22 protein-coding genes are annotated in these 18,631 nt (G+C 57.9%); 6 read left to right on the top strand and 16 right to left on the bottom strand.

Features of this window, described 5'->3' with window-relative positions; all coding sequences use genetic code 11:
• Window positions 1-52 precede the first annotated feature (52 nt).
• Window positions 53-817 carry a tRNA1(Val) (adenine(37)-N6)-methyltransferase gene (locus ACR0ES_RS06475; protein WP_480869927.1) on the bottom strand — a complete coding sequence of 255 codons (765 nt, stop codon included), beginning with the start codon at window positions 815-817 and terminating at the stop codon, window positions 53-55.
• Window positions 814-1,029, bottom strand: a complete 216-nt coding sequence (locus tag ACR0ES_RS06470) for a putative signal transducing protein (RefSeq protein WP_050604033.1) — start codon at window positions 1,027-1,029, stop codon at window positions 814-816. Before ACR0ES_RS06470 ends, ACR0ES_RS06475 begins: the two co-directional genes overlap by 4 nt.
• Before the next feature lie 56 nt (window positions 1,030-1,085).
• Here ACR0ES_RS06470 and ACR0ES_RS06465 point away from each other — a divergent pair, with 56 nt between their 5' ends.
• Window positions 1,086-2,084, top strand: a complete 999-nt coding sequence (locus ACR0ES_RS06465) for a polyprenyl synthetase family protein (RefSeq protein ID WP_480506820.1) — start codon at window positions 1,086-1,088, stop codon at window positions 2,082-2,084.
• On the opposite strand, the gene ACR0ES_RS06460 is transcribed toward ACR0ES_RS06465, so the two are convergent.
• From ACR0ES_RS06460 to soxR, 4 genes are all read right to left on the bottom strand, one after another.
• Entirely contained in the window at window positions 2,077-2,898 is an 822-nt protein-coding gene (locus ACR0ES_RS06460; protein ID WP_480773345.1) for a 4-(cytidine 5'-diphospho)-2-C-methyl-D-erythritol kinase, read from the bottom strand. The genes ACR0ES_RS06465 and ACR0ES_RS06460 overlap by 8 nt on opposite strands.
• Window positions 2,888-4,558, bottom strand: a complete 1,671-nt coding sequence (locus ACR0ES_RS06455; protein ID WP_480773399.1) for a tetratricopeptide repeat protein — start codon at window positions 4,556-4,558, stop codon at window positions 2,888-2,890. Before ACR0ES_RS06455 ends, ACR0ES_RS06460 begins: the two co-directional genes overlap by 11 nt.
• Before the next feature lie 145 nt (window positions 4,559-4,703).
• Window positions 4,704-6,350 (bottom strand): electron transfer flavoprotein-ubiquinone oxidoreductase, encoded by a 1,647-nt coding sequence (locus ACR0ES_RS06450; RefSeq protein ID WP_480539009.1) that lies wholly within the window; start codon window positions 6,348-6,350, stop codon window positions 4,704-4,706.
• 136 nt (window positions 6,351-6,486) lie between these two features.
• On the bottom strand, window positions 6,487-6,942 hold the full coding sequence (gene soxR, locus ACR0ES_RS06445) for a redox-sensitive transcriptional activator SoxR (RefSeq protein WP_209598669.1): 456 nt from the start codon (window positions 6,940-6,942) through the stop codon (window positions 6,487-6,489).
• A gap of 82 nt (window positions 6,943-7,024) precedes the next feature.
• Here soxR and ACR0ES_RS06440 point away from each other — a divergent pair, with 82 nt between their 5' ends.
• The 3 genes from ACR0ES_RS06440 to ACR0ES_RS06430 all read left to right on the top strand — a co-directional run bounded on the left by ACR0ES_RS06440 (window position 7,025) and on the right by ACR0ES_RS06430 (window position 9,120).
• The gene (locus tag ACR0ES_RS06440) at window positions 7,025-7,405 is read left to right on the top strand and encodes a VOC family protein (protein WP_209598670.1); all 381 of its coding nucleotides are present in this window, start codon (window positions 7,025-7,027) and stop codon (window positions 7,403-7,405) included.
• Window positions 7,406-7,639: 234 nt separating this feature from the next.
• Window positions 7,640-8,110, top strand: coding sequence for a transcription elongation factor GreA (gene greA / locus ACR0ES_RS06435; RefSeq protein ID WP_209506599.1), 471 nt, complete (start codon window positions 7,640-7,642; stop codon window positions 8,108-8,110).
• Window positions 8,111-8,124: 14 nt separating this feature from the next.
• Complete coding sequence (locus tag ACR0ES_RS06430) at window positions 8,125-9,120, top strand: hypothetical protein (protein WP_480773347.1); 996 nt, start codon at window positions 8,125-8,127, stop codon at window positions 9,118-9,120.
• Here the strand turns inward: ACR0ES_RS06430 and ACR0ES_RS06425 are convergent.
• The 5 genes from ACR0ES_RS06425 to fdhD are packed head-to-tail and all read right to left on the bottom strand — an operon-like array spanning window position 9,117 to window position 13,852.
• Window positions 9,117-9,710: a GNAT family N-acetyltransferase gene (locus ACR0ES_RS06425; protein ID WP_480773348.1), complete on the bottom strand. Its 594-nt coding sequence runs from the start codon at window positions 9,708-9,710 to the stop codon at window positions 9,117-9,119. The genes ACR0ES_RS06430 and ACR0ES_RS06425 overlap by 4 nt on opposite strands.
• The gene (locus ACR0ES_RS06420; RefSeq protein WP_480773349.1) at window positions 9,707-11,776 is read right to left on the bottom strand and encodes a molybdopterin-binding protein; all 2,070 of its coding nucleotides are present in this window, start codon (window positions 11,774-11,776) and stop codon (window positions 9,707-9,709) included. Before ACR0ES_RS06420 ends, ACR0ES_RS06425 begins: the two co-directional genes overlap by 4 nt.
• Window positions 11,773-12,264: a molybdopterin-guanine dinucleotide biosynthesis protein B gene (mobB, locus tag ACR0ES_RS06415; RefSeq protein ID WP_209506603.1), complete on the bottom strand. Its 492-nt coding sequence runs from the start codon at window positions 12,262-12,264 to the stop codon at window positions 11,773-11,775. The genes ACR0ES_RS06420 and mobB overlap by 4 nt, the downstream gene beginning before the upstream one ends.
• Window positions 12,261-12,917 carry a molybdenum cofactor guanylyltransferase MobA gene (mobA, locus tag ACR0ES_RS06410; RefSeq protein ID WP_480869925.1) on the bottom strand — a complete coding sequence of 219 codons (657 nt, stop codon included), beginning with the start codon at window positions 12,915-12,917 and terminating at the stop codon, window positions 12,261-12,263. Before mobA ends, mobB begins: the two co-directional genes overlap by 4 nt.
• Window positions 12,914-13,852, bottom strand: coding sequence for a formate dehydrogenase accessory sulfurtransferase FdhD (gene fdhD, locus ACR0ES_RS06405; protein ID WP_480869923.1), 939 nt, complete (start codon window positions 13,850-13,852; stop codon window positions 12,914-12,916). Before fdhD ends, mobA begins: the two co-directional genes overlap by 4 nt.
• Here fdhD and ACR0ES_RS06400 point away from each other — a divergent pair.
• Together ACR0ES_RS06400 and ACR0ES_RS06395 are read left to right on the top strand one after the other, a co-directional pair.
• A complete protein-coding gene (locus ACR0ES_RS06400; RefSeq protein ID WP_480869921.1) occupies window positions 13,851-14,561 on the top strand; it encodes an AzlC family ABC transporter permease in 711 nt (236 codons plus the stop codon). The two genes, fdhD and ACR0ES_RS06400, sit on opposite strands and share 2 nt — an antisense overlap.
• Window positions 14,558-14,890 carry an AzlD domain-containing protein gene (locus ACR0ES_RS06395; protein ID WP_267364537.1) on the top strand — a complete coding sequence of 111 codons (333 nt, stop codon included), beginning with the start codon at window positions 14,558-14,560 and terminating at the stop codon, window positions 14,888-14,890. Before ACR0ES_RS06400 ends, ACR0ES_RS06395 begins: the two co-directional genes overlap by 4 nt.
• Here ACR0ES_RS06395 and ACR0ES_RS06390 read toward each other — a convergent pair.
• The 5 genes from ACR0ES_RS06390 to ACR0ES_RS06370 all read right to left on the bottom strand — a co-directional run bounded on the left by ACR0ES_RS06390 (window position 14,879) and on the right by ACR0ES_RS06370 (window position 18,629).
• The gene (locus ACR0ES_RS06390) at window positions 14,879-15,511 is read right to left on the bottom strand and encodes a hypothetical protein (protein WP_480475007.1); all 633 of its coding nucleotides are present in this window, start codon (window positions 15,509-15,511) and stop codon (window positions 14,879-14,881) included. The genes ACR0ES_RS06395 and ACR0ES_RS06390 overlap by 12 nt on opposite strands.
• 17 nt (window positions 15,512-15,528) lie before the next feature.
• Complete coding sequence (locus tag ACR0ES_RS06385) at window positions 15,529-15,663, bottom strand: aa3-type cytochrome c oxidase subunit IV (RefSeq protein ID WP_267364539.1); 135 nt, start codon at window positions 15,661-15,663, stop codon at window positions 15,529-15,531.
• A gap of 89 nt (window positions 15,664-15,752) precedes the next feature.
• Window positions 15,753-16,292, bottom strand: a complete 540-nt coding sequence (locus tag ACR0ES_RS06380; protein ID WP_480869919.1) for a hypothetical protein — start codon at window positions 16,290-16,292, stop codon at window positions 15,753-15,755.
• On the bottom strand, window positions 16,279-18,120 hold the full coding sequence (locus ACR0ES_RS06375; RefSeq protein ID WP_480869917.1) for a glycerophosphodiester phosphodiesterase: 1,842 nt from the start codon (window positions 18,118-18,120) through the stop codon (window positions 16,279-16,281). The genes ACR0ES_RS06380 and ACR0ES_RS06375 overlap by 14 nt, the downstream gene beginning before the upstream one ends.
• Before the next feature lie 56 nt (window positions 18,121-18,176).
• A complete protein-coding gene (locus ACR0ES_RS06370; RefSeq protein ID WP_209598676.1) occupies window positions 18,177-18,629 on the bottom strand; it encodes a DUF6173 family protein in 453 nt (150 codons plus the stop codon).
• Window positions 18,630-18,631: the final 2 nt, after the last annotated feature.

The following is an 18,631-nucleotide window of genomic DNA, read 5'->3' as shown; positions in this document are numbered from 1 at the left end:
CACAGAATCTAAAACAAATCCGACAAAATCGGCTGGACATTGCCGGTCGTCGTCAAAACCCGGGCAGGGCAGCGGCCTTCCGGAGCACGGCCGAAACTGCATCCGTATAGCTTTCGCCGTCTTTTTCGTGACGTTCACCCGTGTGCACAATCAAAGGTGGGTGGAGGCGAAATGCCGCACGCCCTCCTTTGCGGGCGCGCAGAATGATCAGCTCAGCCTCTCGCCCTGTCCGTGGGCTTAGCGGCAACAACTCTACCGATCCCAGAAACCCCTGGCACGCTGCCAGCATGTCGGGCAGTCGATCGGCTTTCTGGATCATGTGCAGGTACCCTTTTGGCGCAAGGCGTCTGGCAGCCACTGCAACCCAGTCGGCCAACTGGGTGTCTTCGCTCAGGGCCACACTTCGTCCCGCATCCTTTGCAGGGCTGTGCGCCCCCGCCCGATAATAGGGCGGATTCGCAATGACGTGATCGAACTGGCGCTGCCGAAACGCCTCAGGCAAAGCGGTCAGATCAGCTTGGACAACTTCCAGCTCTATCCGGTTGATTTCCGCATTTCTGCGGGCCAATTCCGCATAGGAAGGCTGTAGCTCGATACCTGTCAGGTGCAGACCGGGCACTCGGGAGGACAAGCAAAGAATGGCAGCCCCTGCGCCGCACCCCAGTTCCAACACGGACTGACCTGCGCTGGCCGGAACGGATGCGGCAAGCAATACCGGGTCGACCCCGGCACGATAACCCGACCGAGGTTGCAGCAATCGAACCCTGCCCCCCAAGAAATCATTGCAGCTGAGTTCGCTATCGGAAAACCGGGTCATCGGCCCAGCGGAATTTCATTGTCGCGCATCACACGTTCAGCACGGGTCAGGTCTTCGGCGCGAACCATCAGTCGGCGGGGAAAGATTCCGATCCCACCTTCGAGGATGCTCATATTTACGTCCATCTGAAAGCAGTCTATATCCTCGCCTTCAAGGAGAGCGGATGCAAAGGCCAGGATCGTCGGATCGGTACTGCGCAATAGTTCTTTCATGGGGATGGATGTAAGGGCAAGGCGGGGCGGAAGTCGAGCCTTGTATCAGGAGAATGATGACCGTCGGCATGATCTCAAAACCGCATGAGCGCCTCGCTGATATATTGGCGGGTGAAATGGAGGCTGTGAACACGTTGATCCGCACCCGGATGGCGTCGGACCATGCCCCACGTATCCCCGAAGTGACCCAGCATCTGGTCGAGGCGGGCGGAAAGCGCCTGCGCCCGATGCTGACATTGGCAGCGGCGCGGCTGTTTGGCTATTCGGGCGAGCACCATGTACGCCTTGCTGCCACGGTCGAGTTCATCCATACCGCTACCCTTCTGCACGACGACGTTGTGGATGAGAGCGCGCAGCGGCGCGGACGCCCGACCGCAAATCTACTTTGGGGCAATAAATCCAGTGTGCTGGTCGGTGATTACCTGTTTTCTCGCAGCTTCCAATTGATGGTCGAAACGGGTTCGCTGCGGGTTCTGGATATCTTGGCCAATGCCTCAGCAACCATCGCCGAAGGCGAGGTGCTGCAAATGACCGCAGCAACCGACCTGCGGACAGATGAAAGCGTTTACCTACAGGTCGTGCGCGGCAAGACGGCAGCTTTGTTTTCAGCTGCGACCGAGGTGGGCGGCGTGATCGCCGGTGCATCGGAAGAACAGATCAAGGCCCTGTTCGATTATGGTGACGCATTGGGGATCGCATTCCAGATTGCAGACGACCTGCTGGATTATCAAGGGGACAGCAAGACAACCGGCAAGAATGTGGGCGATGATTTCCGCGAACGAAAGCTGACCCTGCCTGTCATCAAGGCTGTTGCACAGGCCACGCCCGAAGAACGCGCTTTCTGGGAGCGTACGATCGAAAAAGGCCGCCAACAGGACGGTGATCTGGATCATGCGCTGGGTTTGATGGACAAATACGCAACGCTGGAAAAAACCCGGCAGGACGCTTTGGGCTGGGCGAATAAGGCAAAGGCATCTTTGGATGTTCTGCCCGATCATGAAATTCGCAGCCTGCTGCGCGAACTGGCCGATTACGTGGTCTCGCGCCTTAGTTAAGCTGCGTCGCACGGCACCACCAGTCAGGATGCGCCGCACCGATCTCATAGGCCGCGAAATGCGCGTCTTTCATTGTGGGATATAGGGCAAAACAGGTTGATCCTGACCCCGACATACGCGTCACAAGGACACGACTGGTCATGTTCAACTCGTCCAGAACCTGCTCGATCTCACGTGCAACGACCATGGCAGGTACCTGCAAGTCATTGCGTTGACCACGCAACCACAGGGCACAGGCTTCAGCGTCTTCAAAATCAGGGACCAGCTCAGGCATCGGCGGATTGTCTCGGGACGCCAGCGCGTTGAAAACGGCTCCTGTCGGCACCGGCACATTCGGGTTGACCAACAGTGCGGGTAGGTTCGGAAGGTTTACCGCCGCCAAACGATCGCCAATGCCTTGCATTCTGATCGCCCGGTTTTCGAGACAAACGGGCACATCTGCCCCCAGTGACAACGGCAGGTCAGGCGGGATGTCACGGCCCAGACCGCCCAGCATATTCAGCGTGGCGGCCGCATCCGATGACCCACCCCCAATACCTGCTCCGTGGGGCAGAGATTTGGTTAGGTCGATATGCCCGGTCCAACCGACACCTTCGGCCGCTTTCCAGACCAGGTTACGGCTGTCCATGGGCACGCCTTCAGCAAACTCCCCACTCACGTCCATAGTCAGCTCGGGGCCGGGTGTGAATGTCAACTGATCGCCGAGATCAGCAAAAACCACTAACGAATCCAACAGGTGATAACCGTCCTTACGACGTCCGGTCACATGCAGGGTCAGGTTGATCTTGGCGGGCGCAAACGCCTTAATTTCCATTTGCGACTTTCAAAGGTTCCGCACCTTCTTCGGCCAGAACGGCACTTAGTCCGACCTCGATCTTGCGTCGAATGCGATCTGGGTCAGCCTCGCCATCTGTGTCTTCGGGGTCAACAAAGGACAGCGCCCGCTTCCATTGGAACTCGGCCTCGCGCGCACGTCCAACAGCCCAATAGACATCCCCCAGATGATCATTGACGACCGGATCAACAGGCATCAGCTCGACCGCGCGCTCCATATGCTCGACCGCTTCTTCGTAACGACCCAGACGGAACAGAACCCAACCCAGACTGTCCACGATGTAGCCGCTATCCGGGCGGGCTTCGACCGCGCGTTGGATCATGTCCAGCGCTTCATCCAGCTTTTCTTTCCGTTCTACCAAAGAATAGCCCAAGTAGTTCAGCACCTGCGGCTGATCCGGATTCAACTCCAGCGCCCGGCGGAAATCGGTTTCAGCCTGATCCCATTGCTTCAGCCGCTCGTGGCTTATGCCGCGCGCGTAGTGCAGGAACCAATTCCCACCTGCCTGACTGTCCGTCAAAGCAATCGCAGTGTCATAAGAGGCAACCGCAGCCGCATAGTTTTCCTGACGACGCTGAAGATCTGCCAGAGAAACATGCACGCTGGGCAAATCAGGGTTTTGCAGCGCTAGGTTTTGCAGAACTTCGATGGCCGCATCGGTTTTTCCGGATTTATCCAGGATTTCGGCCCGTCCAAGTTCTGCGGCATGGTGGTCATTGCTGCCTGCCGGGACCATACGATAGGCGGCAACAGCCAGATCATACTGTTGCAGCTTGTCCAGCAATTCCGCGCTCAGCAGAATGGCGTCCACGTGGTCAGGGCGCAGAAAGCTCGCCAGTCGCGCGTAAAGCAGGACGTAGTCAGCCGAAGCCTCGCTGTTCAATGCGGCACCAACGGTAAAGAATATTTCCGCCATGCCATCCAGCGCAGAGCCCGCATGGGTGAACGGAAGCGTCTCGCCCGCGGTCAATTGGCCGGTATAGGCTTCAATGGTCGGATCGCTACCGGAAACAAACACATCGTCCAGAAATCGAATGGCGTCTTCGTTGCGATCCAGCTGTGACAGCACCTCTGTACGGGCCAGCGCGGCCCGACGCGAGAACCGCGCAACCGCGTCGTTATTATCCGCAAATATCACCTCGGCACCTTCGAAATCGCCGATAGAGGCCAATGCCATGGCTTTGTGATACAGCGCAAATTCCCTGAGGCCTTCCTGCGTGGCCACGGCATCGAACTGCTCCATGGCCTTTGTCATTTCACCTTGCCCCAGATGGGCCCATGCGATCATCAGTCCATCAACTAAAGGACCGATCCCCTGCGTTTCAGGGTCACGCGCCAGAAGTTCGTCAAACTTGCCGTCAGCAATCAAATTGGCCGAAATCGCCATGCGCGCGGCCTGACTGGGAAGGTTGGCTTCCTCGATCTGCTTTGCAACAGGCAAAGCACGGGCAATTTCCCCCAGCGCAAGGCGGGCGACAACAACGCTTTCCAAGAGCAGCGCGTTTTCCGGATCAAACCTGAGAGCCTGGGCGTAGTATCTTTCCGCCGCAGAATAGTCGCTTTCGTAGATCGCCTGACGCCCGGCCAGATATGAACCGGCACCCGAATCCGAATAGGCCGGAACTGCGACCGACGACATGAGCAGCACGGACAATGCCGCGCGACGAACCAGGGAAACCACCGAAATCCTGCCTTACTATCGTTGACTGACGGTTAAGCTAGGGCTTCGGTCGGCAAGAGGCAATGGCAGAGCCTTCACGACCCTGCCATTGCCGGTTTTTTGCTTACATGTTCGGATAGTTTGGTCCGTCGCCCCCCTGCGGTGTGGTCCAAGTGATATTCTGGCTTGGATCCTTGATGTCGCAGGTTTTGCAGTGAACGCAGTTCTGGAAGTTGATGACGAATCGCGGACCGTTGTCATCCTCGACCATTTCGTACACGCCTGCCGGGCAATAGCGCTGCGCCGGTTCGTCGAACTTGGGCAGGTTGACCTTGACCGGGATATCCGGGTCCGTCAGGCGCAGGTGGCAGGGCTGGCTTTCCTCGTGATTGGTTGCCGCAAAGGACACGTTGGTCAGACGGTCAAAGGACAGCGTGCCATCGGGCTTGGGATAATTGATCGGCTTGTGCTTGCTGGCTTCCTCGGTCGACTGGGCATCGTTCTTGCCATGTCCCAGCGTACCAAAGAGCGAAAAGCCCAATGTGTTGGTCCACATGTCCAGACCACCCAGCACCAGCGAAGGGATCATGCCCCACTTGGACCACATCGGCTTGACGTTGCGCACCTTCTTCAGGTCCTTGCCAATTGCGCCATTGCGGACATCGGCCTCGTAAGCGGTCAGCTCATCGCCTGAACGGTCAGCCTTGATCGCGTCATAAGCAGCCTCAGCCGCGGCCTTGCCCGACAGCATCGCGTTGTGGTTGCCCTTGATGCGCGGCACGTTGACCATGCCCGCAGAACAGCCCAGCAGCGCCACGCCCGGTGCCACCAGCTTGGGCATCGATTGAAGGCCGCCTTCGGTGATCGCACGGGCACCGTAAGCCACGCGCTTGCCGCCTTTCAGCAGCTCGGCCACCATCGGGTGATGCTTGAAGCGCTGGAATTCCATGTAGGGGTACAGGTGCGGGTTCTTGTAGTTCAGGTGAACCACAAAGCCGACATAGACCTGATTGTTTTCAAGATGATAGATGAACGACCCGCCGCCTGCGTTGCCGCCCAGAGGCCAGCCCATTGTGTGCGTGACCGTACCTTCCTTGTGCTTTGCCGGATCGATCTCCCAGATCTCTTTCATGCCGACGCCGTATTTCTGCGGCTCTTTGCCGGCAGACAAGTCGTATTTGGCGATGACTTCCTTGGACAGTGAGCCGCGCACACCTTCCGACAGGAAAACGTATTTGCCGTGCAATTCCATACCCGGCTCGGTGTTGGGGCCATAAGAGCCGTCCGCTTCCAGACCAAAGACACCAGCCACTACGCCTTTGACTTCACCGTTATCGCCGTAAACCAGTTCGGAACAGGCCATGCCGGGGAAGATTTCCACGCCCAGTTCCTCGGCCTGCTCGGCCATCCAGCGGCAAACATTGCCCATCGAAACGATGTAGTTGCCATGGTTGTTCATCAGCGGCGGCATCGGGAAGTTGGGGATGCGGATTTTACCTGCCTCGCCCAGCATGTAGAAATTGTCTTCATGCACCGGCACGTTCAGCGGAGCACCCTTAGCATTCCAATCCGGGATCAAAGCATCCAGCCCGCAGGGATCGAGAACTGCGCCAGACAGGATATGAGCGCCCACTTCCGAGCCCTTTTCCAGAACGACAACGTTCAGATCCGCATCCAGCTGTTTCAGACGAATGGCCGCCGACAGGCCCGCAGGACCTGCGCCTACGATCACCACGTCATATTCCATTGCTTCGCGTTCAATCTCGGCCATCGCGGGCTCCCTAGCTTACTTTCGGAATTGGCGCTGTCACTGCAGGATCTGCGCAATTTTGTTTCACGGCTGATTACATGGTCAGTAAGACTTTGGTCAATCGAAACACGGCGTAACAAGGGCGCTATTCGACACATCAGTCCTCTGGTGCATCACCCATCAGGTATCTGGGGCCGCTACCATGGGATTTTGCCCTGTCATCGGGGTTATAAAGCTTGCATTTCGGCAAGCTGAGGCACCCACACCCGATGCAGCCGTCCAGATTGTCGCGCAATCGCATCAGGGTATCGATTCGCTGGTCCAGATGAGTGCGCAACCGCACGCTTATGGCTTTCCAATCTTGTGGTGTCGGTGTTCGCTTTCCCGGCAAGCCCGACAAGACCTCGCGAATTTCAGGCAAGGTCAGGCCGAACTGCTGTGCGATCATGACAAAACTCAGCCGCCGGATATCCGCCCGCTGGTAACGTCGCTGCCCACCCGCATTGCGCCAGGGCGCAATCAAACCCTGTGCTTCGTAATACCGGATCGCTGAAACGGCCAACCCCGTACGTCGGGCCAATGCCCCGATTGCCAACCCTTCTGAAACAGCCATGTCGCCCTCGAAGAAATACCTTGACCTAAAGTTAGGTTTAGAAATTACGGTGAGTCGAAACAAGCCAAAAAAAGGAGATCCCATGATGGCAACGCTTGAACATACCAATTTCACTGTCAGCGACCCACAGGCCTCGGCCGCCTGGATGCAGCAGGTCTTTGGCTGGAAAACACGGTGGGAAGGACCCGCAATATCAGGCGGATACACGGTGCATGTCGGATCGGCCCACACCTATCTTGCGCTTTACAAACCAGATGCGCCGAAACCATTGGTCGAAAGCAGCTACGATATCGTCGGCGGGCTGAATCATGTTGGTGTTCTGGTCGAAGATATCGATGCAACCGAGGCCAAGGTGCGCAAGGCCGGGTTCGAACCCCATAATCATGCCGATTACGAACCGGGGCGTCGGTTCTATTTCAGGGATGACAACGGCATCGAGTTTGAAGTGGTTCAATATGATTGAGATGCTGTGGCTCTGCACGCCTTCAAAGCGATGGTGCAAGGGTGGGCAACCGGACCATCGCCATAGGCCACACCCGAAACAATCCCAGCGGCGCAATGTTGCAAATTGATCGCTGCACCTGCTGACACCCCTTGCAATTCACGTGGTATTTGGGTCAGGTAATCGTCAACCTAGGACTCGCCCCGACGCTTCTGTGCGGCGGGGCGAGTCAGTTTATGCGTGGACGTAGAGAGTATGGAAAAGATCCCGATGACGCCTGCGGGCAATGCCGCACTCGCAGCTGAGCTGAAGAACCTCAAATCCGTCGAACGCCCTGCGATCATCGAAGCCATCGCATCGGCGCGAGAACTTGGCGACCTGAAAGAAAACGCCGAATATCATTCAGCCCGCGAAAAGCAGGGGTTTATCGAAGGTCGCATCAAGGAACTGGAAGGTATCCTGTCACTGGCGGATGTAATTGACCCGGCAAAACTGTCTGGCGCGATCAAGTTTGGCGCAAAGGTTACATTGGTTGACGAGGATACCGACGAAGAAAAGACGTGGCAGATCGTCGGTGAATATGAAGCCAATATCGAAGCCGGCCTTTTGAATATCAAATCCCCCATCGCCCGCGCCCTGATCGGCAAGGACGAAGGTGACAGTGTCGAGGTGCGCACCCCTGGCGGCGTGCGCTCTTATGAAATTCTGAGTATCAAGTACGCCTGACCGGAGCGCATGTAATGTCGGGGCCCAAACCTGACCCGGAAACTGAAAGACCGACTTCGCTGGGCATCTATGACCGCCCAAAGGCACCGTCTGTCACCGAGATTGAGATTGCCGCACTGGTGCTCAGCCTGATTTGGCTGGTGGTGTCGGTTGTTTTTCTGGTGTTGCCAGATAAGGCGCAGAGCGGTGGTTTTGTTGTCACCTTTCTGGCCGTTTTCATGCCTGTGGCGATGATCTGGGTCGCGGCCACTGCCATGCGTGCCAGCCGCGTGATGCGCGAGGAAAGCGCGCGGCTGCAAACTGCGATTGATGCGATCCGTCAGGCTTATGTGGCGCAGCAGCAGCGCGCATCCAGCACCTACGAACCTACGGTAGCAAAGAAACTGGATGAGATCGCAGCCGCGACGCGAAAAACCGAAAGCGCGCTGGCAACATTTTCGACCAAGCGCACAACGCCCCCTTACGCCCCTGCAAAACCACTCGTTGCGGGTGCTCAAACCTCGCTTGAACTGGGCACATCTGCGGAAGAAATTGCGCCACCGCTGAGCACCGATATCTTTATCCGCGCCTTGAACTTCCCGGAAACTCAGAATGACACCGAAGGGTTCAATGCCCTGCGCGTGGCGCTGAAAGACCGCAAGACGGCGCAGATCGTGCAAGCCTCGCAGGATGTTCTTACACTGCTCAGCCAGGAAGGCATCTATATGGACGACCTGCGCCCTGACATGGCCCGGCCCGAAATCTGGCGTCAGTTCGCGCAGGGCGCGCGGGGTCGCGCTGTCGCCTCGCTGGGGGGTGTACGCGACCGGTCCTCGCTGGCGCTGACAGCTGCGCGGATGAAACAGGATCCCATTTTTCGCGACGCCGCCCATCATTTTCTTCGCCGCTTCGACAAGATGATGGCCGAGTTCGAGCCCACCGCAAGCGATGCAGAACTGAGCGCGTTGGGTGAGACCCGCACCGCGCGGGCGTTCATGTTGCTGGGGCGCGTGGCCGGGACGTTTGATTAATCAGGCAAAACGATCCAAGACATCTTGGTCGCGCTGCTGAAACCAAACACGTAACTTAAAGGCCCGGTTTTTTCTTCCCCCACAGGCCAAAATCCTTCGCGCTCATATAAAGCGCGGGCGCGGGGGTTTGTGTCGATAACGTCAAGCTGAACCACTGACATGTTTTGTTTCCGCGCTTCACACTTAACGGCATCCAGCAAGGCAGTACCAACCCCTTTGCCACGCGAGCCCGCGGCCACAAATATGCCATCCATCTGAAACACGCCGGGTTTCAGTTCGCGCTCCAAAATACTGAGGATGAGGGCGCGCCAAATGGCCCCAAGCCAGCCATAGACCTTTGCTAGGTCTGACATTCCGCCTCCGGCCAATGCACCATCGCGTGTCTTGAAACCTGCAAGCCCCAAAATCCGGTTTTCCTTGTCCCGTGCAACAAGCGCGAAATCCGGGTTCAACGAAGTTTCGAAGAAAGCCAGCCCCTTTTCATCCGGACCCATGACTTTGTTCAGTTTCGCCGAAAATGCCTGCCAGAACAGGGTCGCCACCAGTGGGCGTTCCGCATCAGAAAAACCGCGTGAGATCGTGATTTTCACAACCCAAAACTGCCATACGGGATAAACCGAACCATATCACCCGGTTGGATATGCCGGGCACCATCTTCTATTTCGACCAGCCCTTCGGCCCAGCTGAGCCCGCTGATCCGGCCCGATCCTTCTGACTTGAAGACTTCAACCCGGCCTTCCCGTATGCGCGCGCGCAGGTATTCGCGGCGGCCCGGTTTCTTGCGCTTTTCAAAGGCAGCGGGCACTTCGAACCCTTGCGGCTCGATCCAGCCTTCGCCAGACATCAGGCCCAGCGCCGGTCGCGCAAAGATCAAGGTGCAGACCAAGGCGGCAACGGGATTGCCGGGCAGTCCAAAGACTGGGGTTCCGGACCACAACCCCAAAGCCAGAGGGCGACCGGGTTTCAAGGCGATCCGCCAGTGTTGCATCGCCCCCGCCTGGCGCAGCAAGGCAGATACGTGGTCTTCGTCACCAGCAGATGCGCCACCACTCGTCAGTATCACATCTGCCTGTTCCGCAGCCTGATCCAGCCGTTCCCGCAGGGCGTCCCGATCATCTGAAACACGCCCCATATCCACAGGTACAAACCCCAGCCATTCGACCAGAGACAACAGCATCGGGCGGTTGGCGTCGAATATCTGACCCGGTCCGGCGCACTCTCCGGCGTCGATCAGTTCATCGCCGGTCGATACCACGGCGACACGCAGCGGTTTGCGCACCTTCACCTCGGCAATGCCCAAAGCGGTGAGCAGCGCAAGGTCAGCCGGTGTCAATCGGCGCCCTGTAGGCAGGGCCAGATCGCCTGCGGCCACATCCTCGCCCGCTTGCCTGGTATTTGCCCCCTTTTTCAGCGGGCCGTGGAATGCGATATGCCCGTCTTTAACTGTGACATCCTCTTCCAGAATAACCGTATCCACCCCGTCAGGCAGCGCGGCACCCGTCAGAACGCGCACTGCCTGACCCGCGGGAACATCACCGTCGAACGGGATACCGGCTGCTGCACGCCCATCGACCAGCGGCAGGACCTGTGGCCCATCTGAAACCGGACCAGCGAACCCGAACCCATCCACGGCTGTATTCGGCTGCGGCGGGTTGGAACGTTGGGCTGTCACATCTTCTGCCAGAATGCGCCCACTCGCCTTATTCAGCGCGACCACCTCGACCGAGGTAATCGGATGCAACCTGTCGCGCAAATAGGCTAAGGCGTCATCAACCGGCGTCCACTCCACACCCGCTGGCAGCGCAAAACAATCGTTGCGCAATGGTGGCGGGACTATGTTCGGCTTTTTCTGAGTCACACCCAATATCCAGCCTTCCTCTGCCGCTGAAACATCTAATTGCGCTTTCAACTCCTGCTCTGTCAAACGCGACAGAGTCAAGGCGATCAGTTCGACCTGCCAAGCATCCTTGATCCGCCCGTCCGGTGGCGCACCCAAGGTGAGCGACGGCCAGATTTCCACAAAGGCGATGGGTCTATCCAACGACTCGAACGGCCAGACCGCGACTTGTCCGGCAAAGCGATGGCGGAGCCTGCTCAGAACTGGAAGCCCCATCATCACCTGCCCACCGACCGCGCCTGCACCCGCCATCTGCCAGCAGGTGAAACTGCCTTTTGCCAAGGCTTCAACCGCACGACGGTCGGAAAACGGATTGGAATAGCCCGTCTTGGTTCGCGGCAAACCATCAATGTCACGCCCGAGGCCATTCATCCAAAATGGGCCTCTTCCTCCGAATTGTCGATTGATCCGGCCTGCCAAGTCAAAACGATTGTTCGTTTTCGGACCGTCCTCGACATGTTGTTCGAACCAGTCCCACAAGGTCAAGGGGTCATCCGTTCCGGTGATCGCGCGGGCAAAGCCCTTCGGGTATCCAAAAGGGAAATCGAACCCCAGAAACAGGCGGCGACCTGCCTTCAGTTCGGTGCGGATCAGGGCATCCAGCCACGCCTCGGCAAGCGCCCGGTTGCGTAGGTATTCAGGTTCCTGTGCCTGCCCTTCACGCACAATACAGACCCAGATCGCGTCTTTGCGCGGCGTTGGTCCGGTGTCATTTCCACCAGACCAGTCCACCATGGCAAAGGTCTGGAACGGGGTCACAAACCGACCTCATCCAATATGAAGTCCGCGATCCTGACTGTGTCGTTCAGGTCGAAAACCGGACGATCCAGTTCCAGCGCCGTGTCGCTGGCAACGGCACGAATAGTTTCGTTTTCAATCGCAATCAGAGGATTTCCCGCCTCGGCGCGAAACGCCTCGATCTTTGGGTGGCCTTCCCGCTTGAAGCCTTCAACCAGCACCAGATCAACCGGTGAAAGCCGCGCCAGCAGTTCGCCCAATGGCGGCTCGGGTGCGCCGCGCAGCTCCTGCATCAAGGCGACGCGCTGCCCCGACGCAAGCAACACCTCGCTGGCGCCAGCAACGCGGTGACGATGACTGTCCGTGCCCGGCTGATCCACATCGACGCCGTGATGCGCGTGCTTGACGGTTGAGACGGCAAAGCCCCGCCCCGTGATCTCGGCCACCAGCCGTTCCATCAGCCCTGTTTTGCCTGCGTTTTTCCAGCCAGTGACGCCGTAGACTCTCATACCTGCTCCAACAATGTCCGGGCGCGGTCCAAATCGTCAGGCGTATTGACGTTGAAGAACGGATCAAACGGGTCAGCCTGGAACAAAGCCTCGCGCCCGTCGTGTTTATCAGTCCACAGCACGACCTTGCGCAACCCGTCCGTCAGAGCCGCCCGCAGATCATCGCGCAGAGCCACAGGCCAGAGCCCAAAGGTCGGGTGCCGGTTGACGCGCCTGCCGCCACCGGACTTCAGCGCTTCGTCGCCCGTTCGCGGAGTAGTGGCCAAGACCAGAGGATGCGCCTGCCCCGCTGCCGCCTCTTGCAGACGCGCCACCAGATCACGCGGGAAGAACGGAGTATCTGCGGCAGCCGTCACGATGCTGTCGGCCCCCTGATCTGCCGCCCAATCTAGCCCCGCCAAAACGCCGGCCAAAGGGCCAGCGAAGCCTTCAATTGTGTCAGGAAGAACAGGTAGCGTCAGATCGCTGAAACGCTTGGGGTCACCATTTGCGTTCAGGGCCAAACCATCGACTTGAGGAGACAGCCGATCAACGACATGGGACAGCAGGGTCTGCCCGCCAACCTTCAACAGGCCTTTATCACCACCACCCATCCGGGTGGCCTGCCCGCCTGCGAGGATAACGCCGAGAGGTTTTCTGTTTTCATCACTCATTGGCTACTCTTCCGCCGGTGTTTCCTGTCTTCGGCCACAACCGTCGACGGGTCCACATCACGAACCAACCGTTCCTCACCGGAAAGACAAACAAAGCGCTGTCCGCGCATCCGACCGATCAGCGTAAGGCCGACCTCACGCGCGATCTCGACACCCCAGGCGGTAAAGCCGGAACGGGACGCCAACACGGGAATGCCCATCATCGCCGTTTTGATCACCATCTCGGATGTCAGGCGACCGGTGGTGTAAAGGATCTTGTCCTCTGCCGAAGCACCCTCGGACAGCATCCAGCCTGCGATCTTGTCGACAGCGTTATGGCGACCCACGTCTTCCATATAAACCAGCGGGCGGTTTTCGCGGCACAGTACAGTCCCATGAATTGCCCCGGCCTCAAGATAAAGCGACGGGGTGCGGTTGATCTTGGCCGCCAGTTCGTAAAGCCACGAGGTCCGCACCTGCACTTGTGGCAGTTGAACGCCCTCAAGGCCCTCCATCATGTCCCCGAACACCGTTCCCACAGCGCAGCCACTGGTGCGTGTCTTTTTCTTCAGCTTGTCTTCGTACGAAGTCGCGCGTGCGGTGCGGACAACAACGGTTTCAAGATCATCATCGTAATCGACACGGGTAATCTCATCATCAGCCAGCAACATGCCCTGATTTCGCAGAAAACCCAGCGCCAGATATTCGGGATAGTCGCCAATGGTCATCGCCGTCACAATTTCCTGCGCGTTGAGGAAGATCGTCAGTGGGCGCTCTTCAACCACTGAAATCTGACTGACCTCGCCATTCTGGTCCACCCCCTCGACCGCACGGGTCAGGCGGGCCGCGCCCGGATCAGGCGCGATTACATAGTCTGACACGTCGGATTCGGTGACCAATTGCAACCCCTTCACAAGACCGATACTGCTGCTGGCGTCACCATAGGATTTAGCCATGGCCTCTGCCACATCCAAGTCATACTTCTGGAAAGGTTTTCGCGACGGCACGCCGTTTGTCTTCGTGGCTGTGCCTTTTGGTCTGTTGTTCGGTGTCTTCTCGACAGAAGCCGGGTTGAATATCGTGCAGACCATTGCCTTTTCCATCACTGTTTTTGCAGGCGCGGCGCAGTTCACAGCTCTGCAACTTCTGCAGGATGAAACGCCGACAATCATCGTTTTGATCTCGGCCCTGGCAGTGAACCTGCGGGTCGCGATGTATTCCGCGTCGCTGACGCCGTATCTGGGTGCCGCGCCCTTGTGGCAGAGAGCATGTGCGGCTTACCTGATCGTGGATCAGTCTTACGCCTGTTCAATCGCGCAGTTCGAAAAAGAGCCTGATCTGACGATCCCCCAGCGAATGGCCTATTTCCTGGGTTCGGTCACTCCGATCACACCGCTGTGGGTTTTGGGAACCTGTCTGGGTGCCGTGCTGGGTGCTCAAATACCGGAAAGCTGGGCGCTGGACTTTGCCCTGCCGATCACCTTTCTGGCGATGATTGGGCCAATGATGCGTACGCTGGCCCATGTCATCGCCGCCCTGGTCGCCATTGTTGTTGCCCTGCTGACCGTGAGTGTGCCGTTCAATCTGGGCCTGCTGATCGCGGGCGCAGCAGGGATGATGGCCGGTGCGCAGGCGGAATTGATGCTAAAGCGGAACACGCTATGAACCAGATCGATCAGACAACAATATGGATCATCATCGCGGGTCTTGCGGTGGGCAGCTATGCTTTGCGCTTTACCTTCATCGGTCTCGTCGGTGATCGCCCGATGCCGCCCTGGTTGTTACGTCACCTTCGATATACAGCCGTGGCCATCCTGCCCGCACTGATCGCGCCGCTGGTGGTTTGGCCTGCAGCCACCGAAGGACAACCGGATATACCCCGTATGTCGGCCGCAGCGGTTGCACTGTCTGTGGGCATTCTAACCAAGAATGTGCTGGCCGCCATCTTTACCGGGGCGGCAACACTTTACATATTGCTGTATTTAGTTGGATGAAGCCGCGTCCAGCTGGTTCAGGCGCGCATTGTTGAACGCCAGTCCCTTTTGCAGGTCCGCGTCGTCGTTTTCACGGTACTCCGCCGTTTGAACGCCTTGCAGCGCTCCAAACTGATCCGACAGTTTGACTGGATAGAATGTGGTCGTGATCTGTTCGAACCCCGGAACCTGCTGCAACAGCTGCGAGGTAGAGTTTGCACAGAATGCACCAGCCACTGGGCCCATCTGCTTGGCCAGTTGCAATGCAATTTCGGCCTGTTGCGGAGTGACCTCGATCGTCTGGATGCGCGCATAATGTGTTTCGCGGGCGTGGCTGCTGCGATACGCACGTTCGACATTCGGGGTAATACCGTACAGCACATCGTTCCTGATCGGTACAACATCCGCCCGGAACGATCCTGCCGGGTCGAAAATAACCCGCTCACTGCCGCTGATCATCAGCGACGTATGCGCGCCCGAACCGGTCCGGGTGCTGATCATCGTGTACAAGGTCAGGGTCGATGGCCCCGGGTCGCGATAGGAGCGGGACGTAATTTCAGTCTGATCCGCTTGCGGGCGCTGTGATGCAGCGCAACCAGCCAGCGTTGCGGCCACGAGGCACGCAGTCAATATCCTGAGCAAAGCCGCCCCCGAATTGCTTACGAGGCGAAAACTGCCAGGAACAGGCACAACAAGGCGATCGCGACCACACACCAAGTGGTGGCTTTGATGAAACCGTTGAAAGTTTTGGTTTGAACGTCGATGTTCATTTCGCCGTGCTTGTATTCAGCCATGAGTCTCAGAATCCCAATTCGCGTGTTTGACCTGTTGGATAATGGAAAACAATACGCCTGTCACCACGTCATTCGCGCGCAGGGCGCGCTTACTTGAGGACCGAGCATCCTGGATACCCAAACCCCCACCGCCAGGGCAGGCCGCTGCACGGCCCGCCACCGAAACGAACCGCCCCATACATGGCATCCGCAGTGATCGCATGAATGGTGCGGATCTGATCAGGTTCCATATCGTAGCGATCCGCATATTCGTCGGCATTCAGATTTCCATGCGCCGCAACACAGGCATGCAGGGCATCGTCCGCCGCCAAACGCGCGTCATAGCTTTCCTCGGCCGAATCCGCGCCGCCAGCATTGTGATATGCCCGGTCGTGGATCACACAACAGTTTTCCCAAGGTGGATGTTCTTCAAAAATCTCACCAACCTGCGGGAATTGCTTTGCCACCCAGCGCCAGCTTGCGGACAACCCACCCGAACACCCGTCTGTTTCGAATGGTTGCAGCTCGGCTCCGTCGCTCTGATCCATCAAGGCGCGATGGGCAGGCATTTCGAACCGGCGCATCAAGTCCTGTGCCAAGGCGGCGTGCGGAATAACGAGCAACAGCAGCGAAAGATTAAGGGCTTTCATCGCGCATCGCCTTGGTGTCGACCTGCAATCCGAAAGTCGTGGCCAACCACAACATCAGCCGCTCTGCTGGTCCCATTTCGGCACGCACGCGCAGAACCTCATTGGCCATGGCCGGGCGGTCGGTGATCAGACCATCAACGCCCATAGACGCCATTTTGGACATTTGCAGCGGATCGTTCACTGTCCAGACATAGATATCCTTACCGGCATCGTGAACCTTTCGGATCAGGCCCGGAGTTGCCATCCCTGCATTGATTGCGACAAACTCGCCCTCCAACCCCGACAGATCACCAATGGCTGTGGCCGCCAATACACCCGAACGCCAGTCCGGGCGCAGTTTCTTCATCTTTTGGACGGCCGGATATTTCAACGACATGGTGGCGACCTCGTCCTGCATCTCCAACTCTTCCACCAGATTGATCACCCGGTTTTCCAGATCAATATCATGGCCATAGTATTTCAGTTCGATAAGAACCCTGGACTTGCCTTTGGCCGCCTCCAGCACATCACGCAGAGTTGGCGTTCGTTCCGAGGCGTATTCCGGATCAAACCAGCTGCCGATGTCGATATCTGCCACATCCGCCATCGTTGCATCCCAGACCTTCAGGTTAACACCCGCCAGCTTCATGAAATCGCTGTCATGGGCCACGATGATCACATCATCCGCAGATTCCTGAACGTCGATTTCAACCCAATCCGCGCCGTCCTCGATGGCTTTCAGAACCGAGGCCATCGTGTTTTCCGGCCGCAAGGCCGCTGCACCCCGGTGGCCAATGACCTCGGCATGATCCGGGGCCTGCACACGTTCCAGCAGACTTTGACCTGACCAAAGGCCAATAACCAACGCGGCAAGGGATGCGCCCACTGTCACAAATACAGGCGCCCGAATTTTCCGGGGTTCTGGGTGGGCGATCTTTTTTGCGTCAATATCGAAAAACCCGTCCAACAAGACGGCCAACGCGCCCAGCGCCGTTGCCGCCAGAACCAGCCCCGCCAATGACCACAGCCCTGCGACGACAAAACTGAAGGTCAGGGCCAGCTTGAGGTTGCTGCCGTCCTGCACGGGTACGAAAGTAAACAAAAGGCTGGCCACTGCGGCAATCAAAGCGGCGATGACAAGGCGCATCCCCAGCCAAAGGGCAAGTTCGATCTTCAACCGCCCGCGCCTGCCTTCGATCTTCTGCGCACTTTGGGCAAACGCCGTTCGGGGCGCAGTTCGTTCGAAAAGGACCAAATGCAGGGCCAGCGCCCAGGCGGACAGGCGACGGATCAAAAGCCACGCCAGTACAAGAACAACCACTCCGATCAGAAGAACCGCCACCTTGAAGGCGGGGGGGCGGAAGGTCAGGTAATAGTTGATGTCGTATTCAGTCAGCTTCCACCACGCGATCAGGCCAGCGACAGCCACGAATGGCAGGGCAAGCAACAGGACACGCAGGATGAAACGCACGGCAAATCCGAACAACGCCGGGAAACGGGACAGGATCAACGCGAGCGCCGCACTGCCAGCGCGCCAGGGATCTTGTTCGCCCATACGCAGCGACCCGGCCATGACCGAGAACACAAAGACCTCGGCCAGCAGAAACAGGCTCAGAACTACAACAGACGAGATAAACCCGACCGGAGACAGCAGGAACATGGCAATGTCCTGATCCGTCAAGGCCGTCTGGTCAGACAGAGAGACTGCCAGATTGACCGTCAGTGCCACCCCTGGCGCAATCAGCGCAACAAGCAGTAATCGCACAGCGATATAAATTGGCACAAAAACCCGACGCCGGGCCCAAGCCCCCGCGTAGGCATGTGTTACGGCATGGAAATATCTGTTCACGCGGTCGCCTCCGAACTGATTCATTCATTCAAAGGCGCGCAAACGTGAATTGCAAGTCAGCTGTCTTTCAGGTCCGCAGCCAGGCGGAACCCGATGCGGTTGGCTGGCTTGTCTTCAACCGATTTGGGAAGCGCACGCAACATCACGTTCAACTGGCTGACATGTTGCACCAGTTGCGTGCGGGCTCCGGTCCCGTCGGACCCGTAAAAGGTTATCATGTCGGGGTCGAAATAACCCATCCCCTCGATCCGCATCACGCCTGCATCGCCGCCAGTGAAACCCATGGCGACCTCATGATCGCCGTCCAATGTCTGTTCGAAATTCTGGATATACAGGATTAGCCGCTCGTAGGCCCATTGTGCGGGGCTTTTGCTGGCCACCGGTTTTTTCAAAGTCTCGGGCAGTTTTTTGCTTCCGGATTCGGCTTTTGGATCGGCGTGCACCTCGTAACACCTTGGCAACGCTGCAGCTTCTGCGGCCTCGGCCGAGGTTTCGATCTGGTCCTGCATTC

It is taken from the genome of Ruegeria sp. N7 (genome assembly GCF_056531345.1).
This window is presented reverse-complemented; position numbering and strand designations above follow the sequence as displayed.

What these genes read in the sequence shown, in the direction of transcription:
- ACR0ES_RS06380 (WP_480869919.1), bottom strand. Translation starts at nt 16,292, where the DNA reads ATGAAAGCCCTTAATCTTTCGCTGCTGTTGCTCGTTATTCCGCACGCC.
- ACR0ES_RS06450 (WP_480539009.1), bottom strand. Translation starts at nt 6,350, where the DNA reads ATGGCCGAGATTGAACGCGAAGCAATGGAATATGACGTGGTGATCGTA.
- ACR0ES_RS06460 (WP_480773345.1), bottom strand. Translation starts at nt 2,898, where the DNA reads ATGGAAATTAAGGCGTTTGCGCCCGCCAAGATCAACCTGACCCTGCAT.
- ACR0ES_RS06455 (WP_480773399.1), bottom strand. Translation starts at nt 4,558, where the DNA reads ATGTCGTCGGTCGCAGTTCCGGCCTATTCGGATTCGGGTGCCGGTTCA.
- ACR0ES_RS06385 (WP_267364539.1), bottom strand. Translation starts at nt 15,663, where the DNA reads ATGGCTGAATACAAGCACGGCGAAATGAACATCGACGTTCAAACCAAA.
- ACR0ES_RS06370 (WP_209598676.1), bottom strand. Translation starts at nt 18,629, where the DNA reads ATGCAGGACCAGATCGAAACCTCGGCCGAGGCCGCAGAAGCTGCAGCG.
- ACR0ES_RS06430 (WP_480773347.1), top strand. Translation starts at nt 8,125, where the DNA reads ATGTCGGGGCCCAAACCTGACCCGGAAACTGAAAGACCGACTTCGCTG.
- mobB (WP_209506603.1), bottom strand. Translation starts at nt 12,264, where the DNA reads ATGAGAGTCTACGGCGTCACTGGCTGGAAAAACGCAGGCAAAACAGGG.
- ACR0ES_RS06400 (WP_480869921.1), top strand. Translation starts at nt 13,851, where the DNA reads ATGGCCTCTGCCACATCCAAGTCATACTTCTGGAAAGGTTTTCGCGAC.
- ACR0ES_RS06465 (WP_480506820.1), top strand. Translation starts at nt 1,086, where the DNA reads ATGACCGTCGGCATGATCTCAAAACCGCATGAGCGCCTCGCTGATATA.
- ACR0ES_RS06475 (WP_480869927.1), bottom strand. Translation starts at nt 817, where the DNA reads ATGACCCGGTTTTCCGATAGCGAACTCAGCTGCAATGATTTCTTGGGG.
- greA (WP_209506599.1), top strand. Translation starts at nt 7,640, where the DNA reads ATGGAAAAGATCCCGATGACGCCTGCGGGCAATGCCGCACTCGCAGCT.
- ACR0ES_RS06440 (WP_209598670.1), top strand. Translation starts at nt 7,025, where the DNA reads ATGATGGCAACGCTTGAACATACCAATTTCACTGTCAGCGACCCACAG.
- mobA (WP_480869925.1), bottom strand. Translation starts at nt 12,917, where the DNA reads ATGAGTGATGAAAACAGAAAACCTCTCGGCGTTATCCTCGCAGGCGGG.
- ACR0ES_RS06470 (WP_050604033.1), bottom strand. Translation starts at nt 1,029, where the DNA reads ATGAAAGAACTATTGCGCAGTACCGATCCGACGATCCTGGCCTTTGCA.
- fdhD (WP_480869923.1), bottom strand. Translation starts at nt 13,852, where the DNA reads ATGGCTAAATCCTATGGTGACGCCAGCAGCAGTATCGGTCTTGTGAAG.
- soxR (WP_209598669.1), bottom strand. Translation starts at nt 6,942, where the DNA reads ATGGCTGTTTCAGAAGGGTTGGCAATCGGGGCATTGGCCCGACGTACG.
- ACR0ES_RS06395 (WP_267364537.1), top strand. Translation starts at nt 14,558, where the DNA reads ATGAACCAGATCGATCAGACAACAATATGGATCATCATCGCGGGTCTT.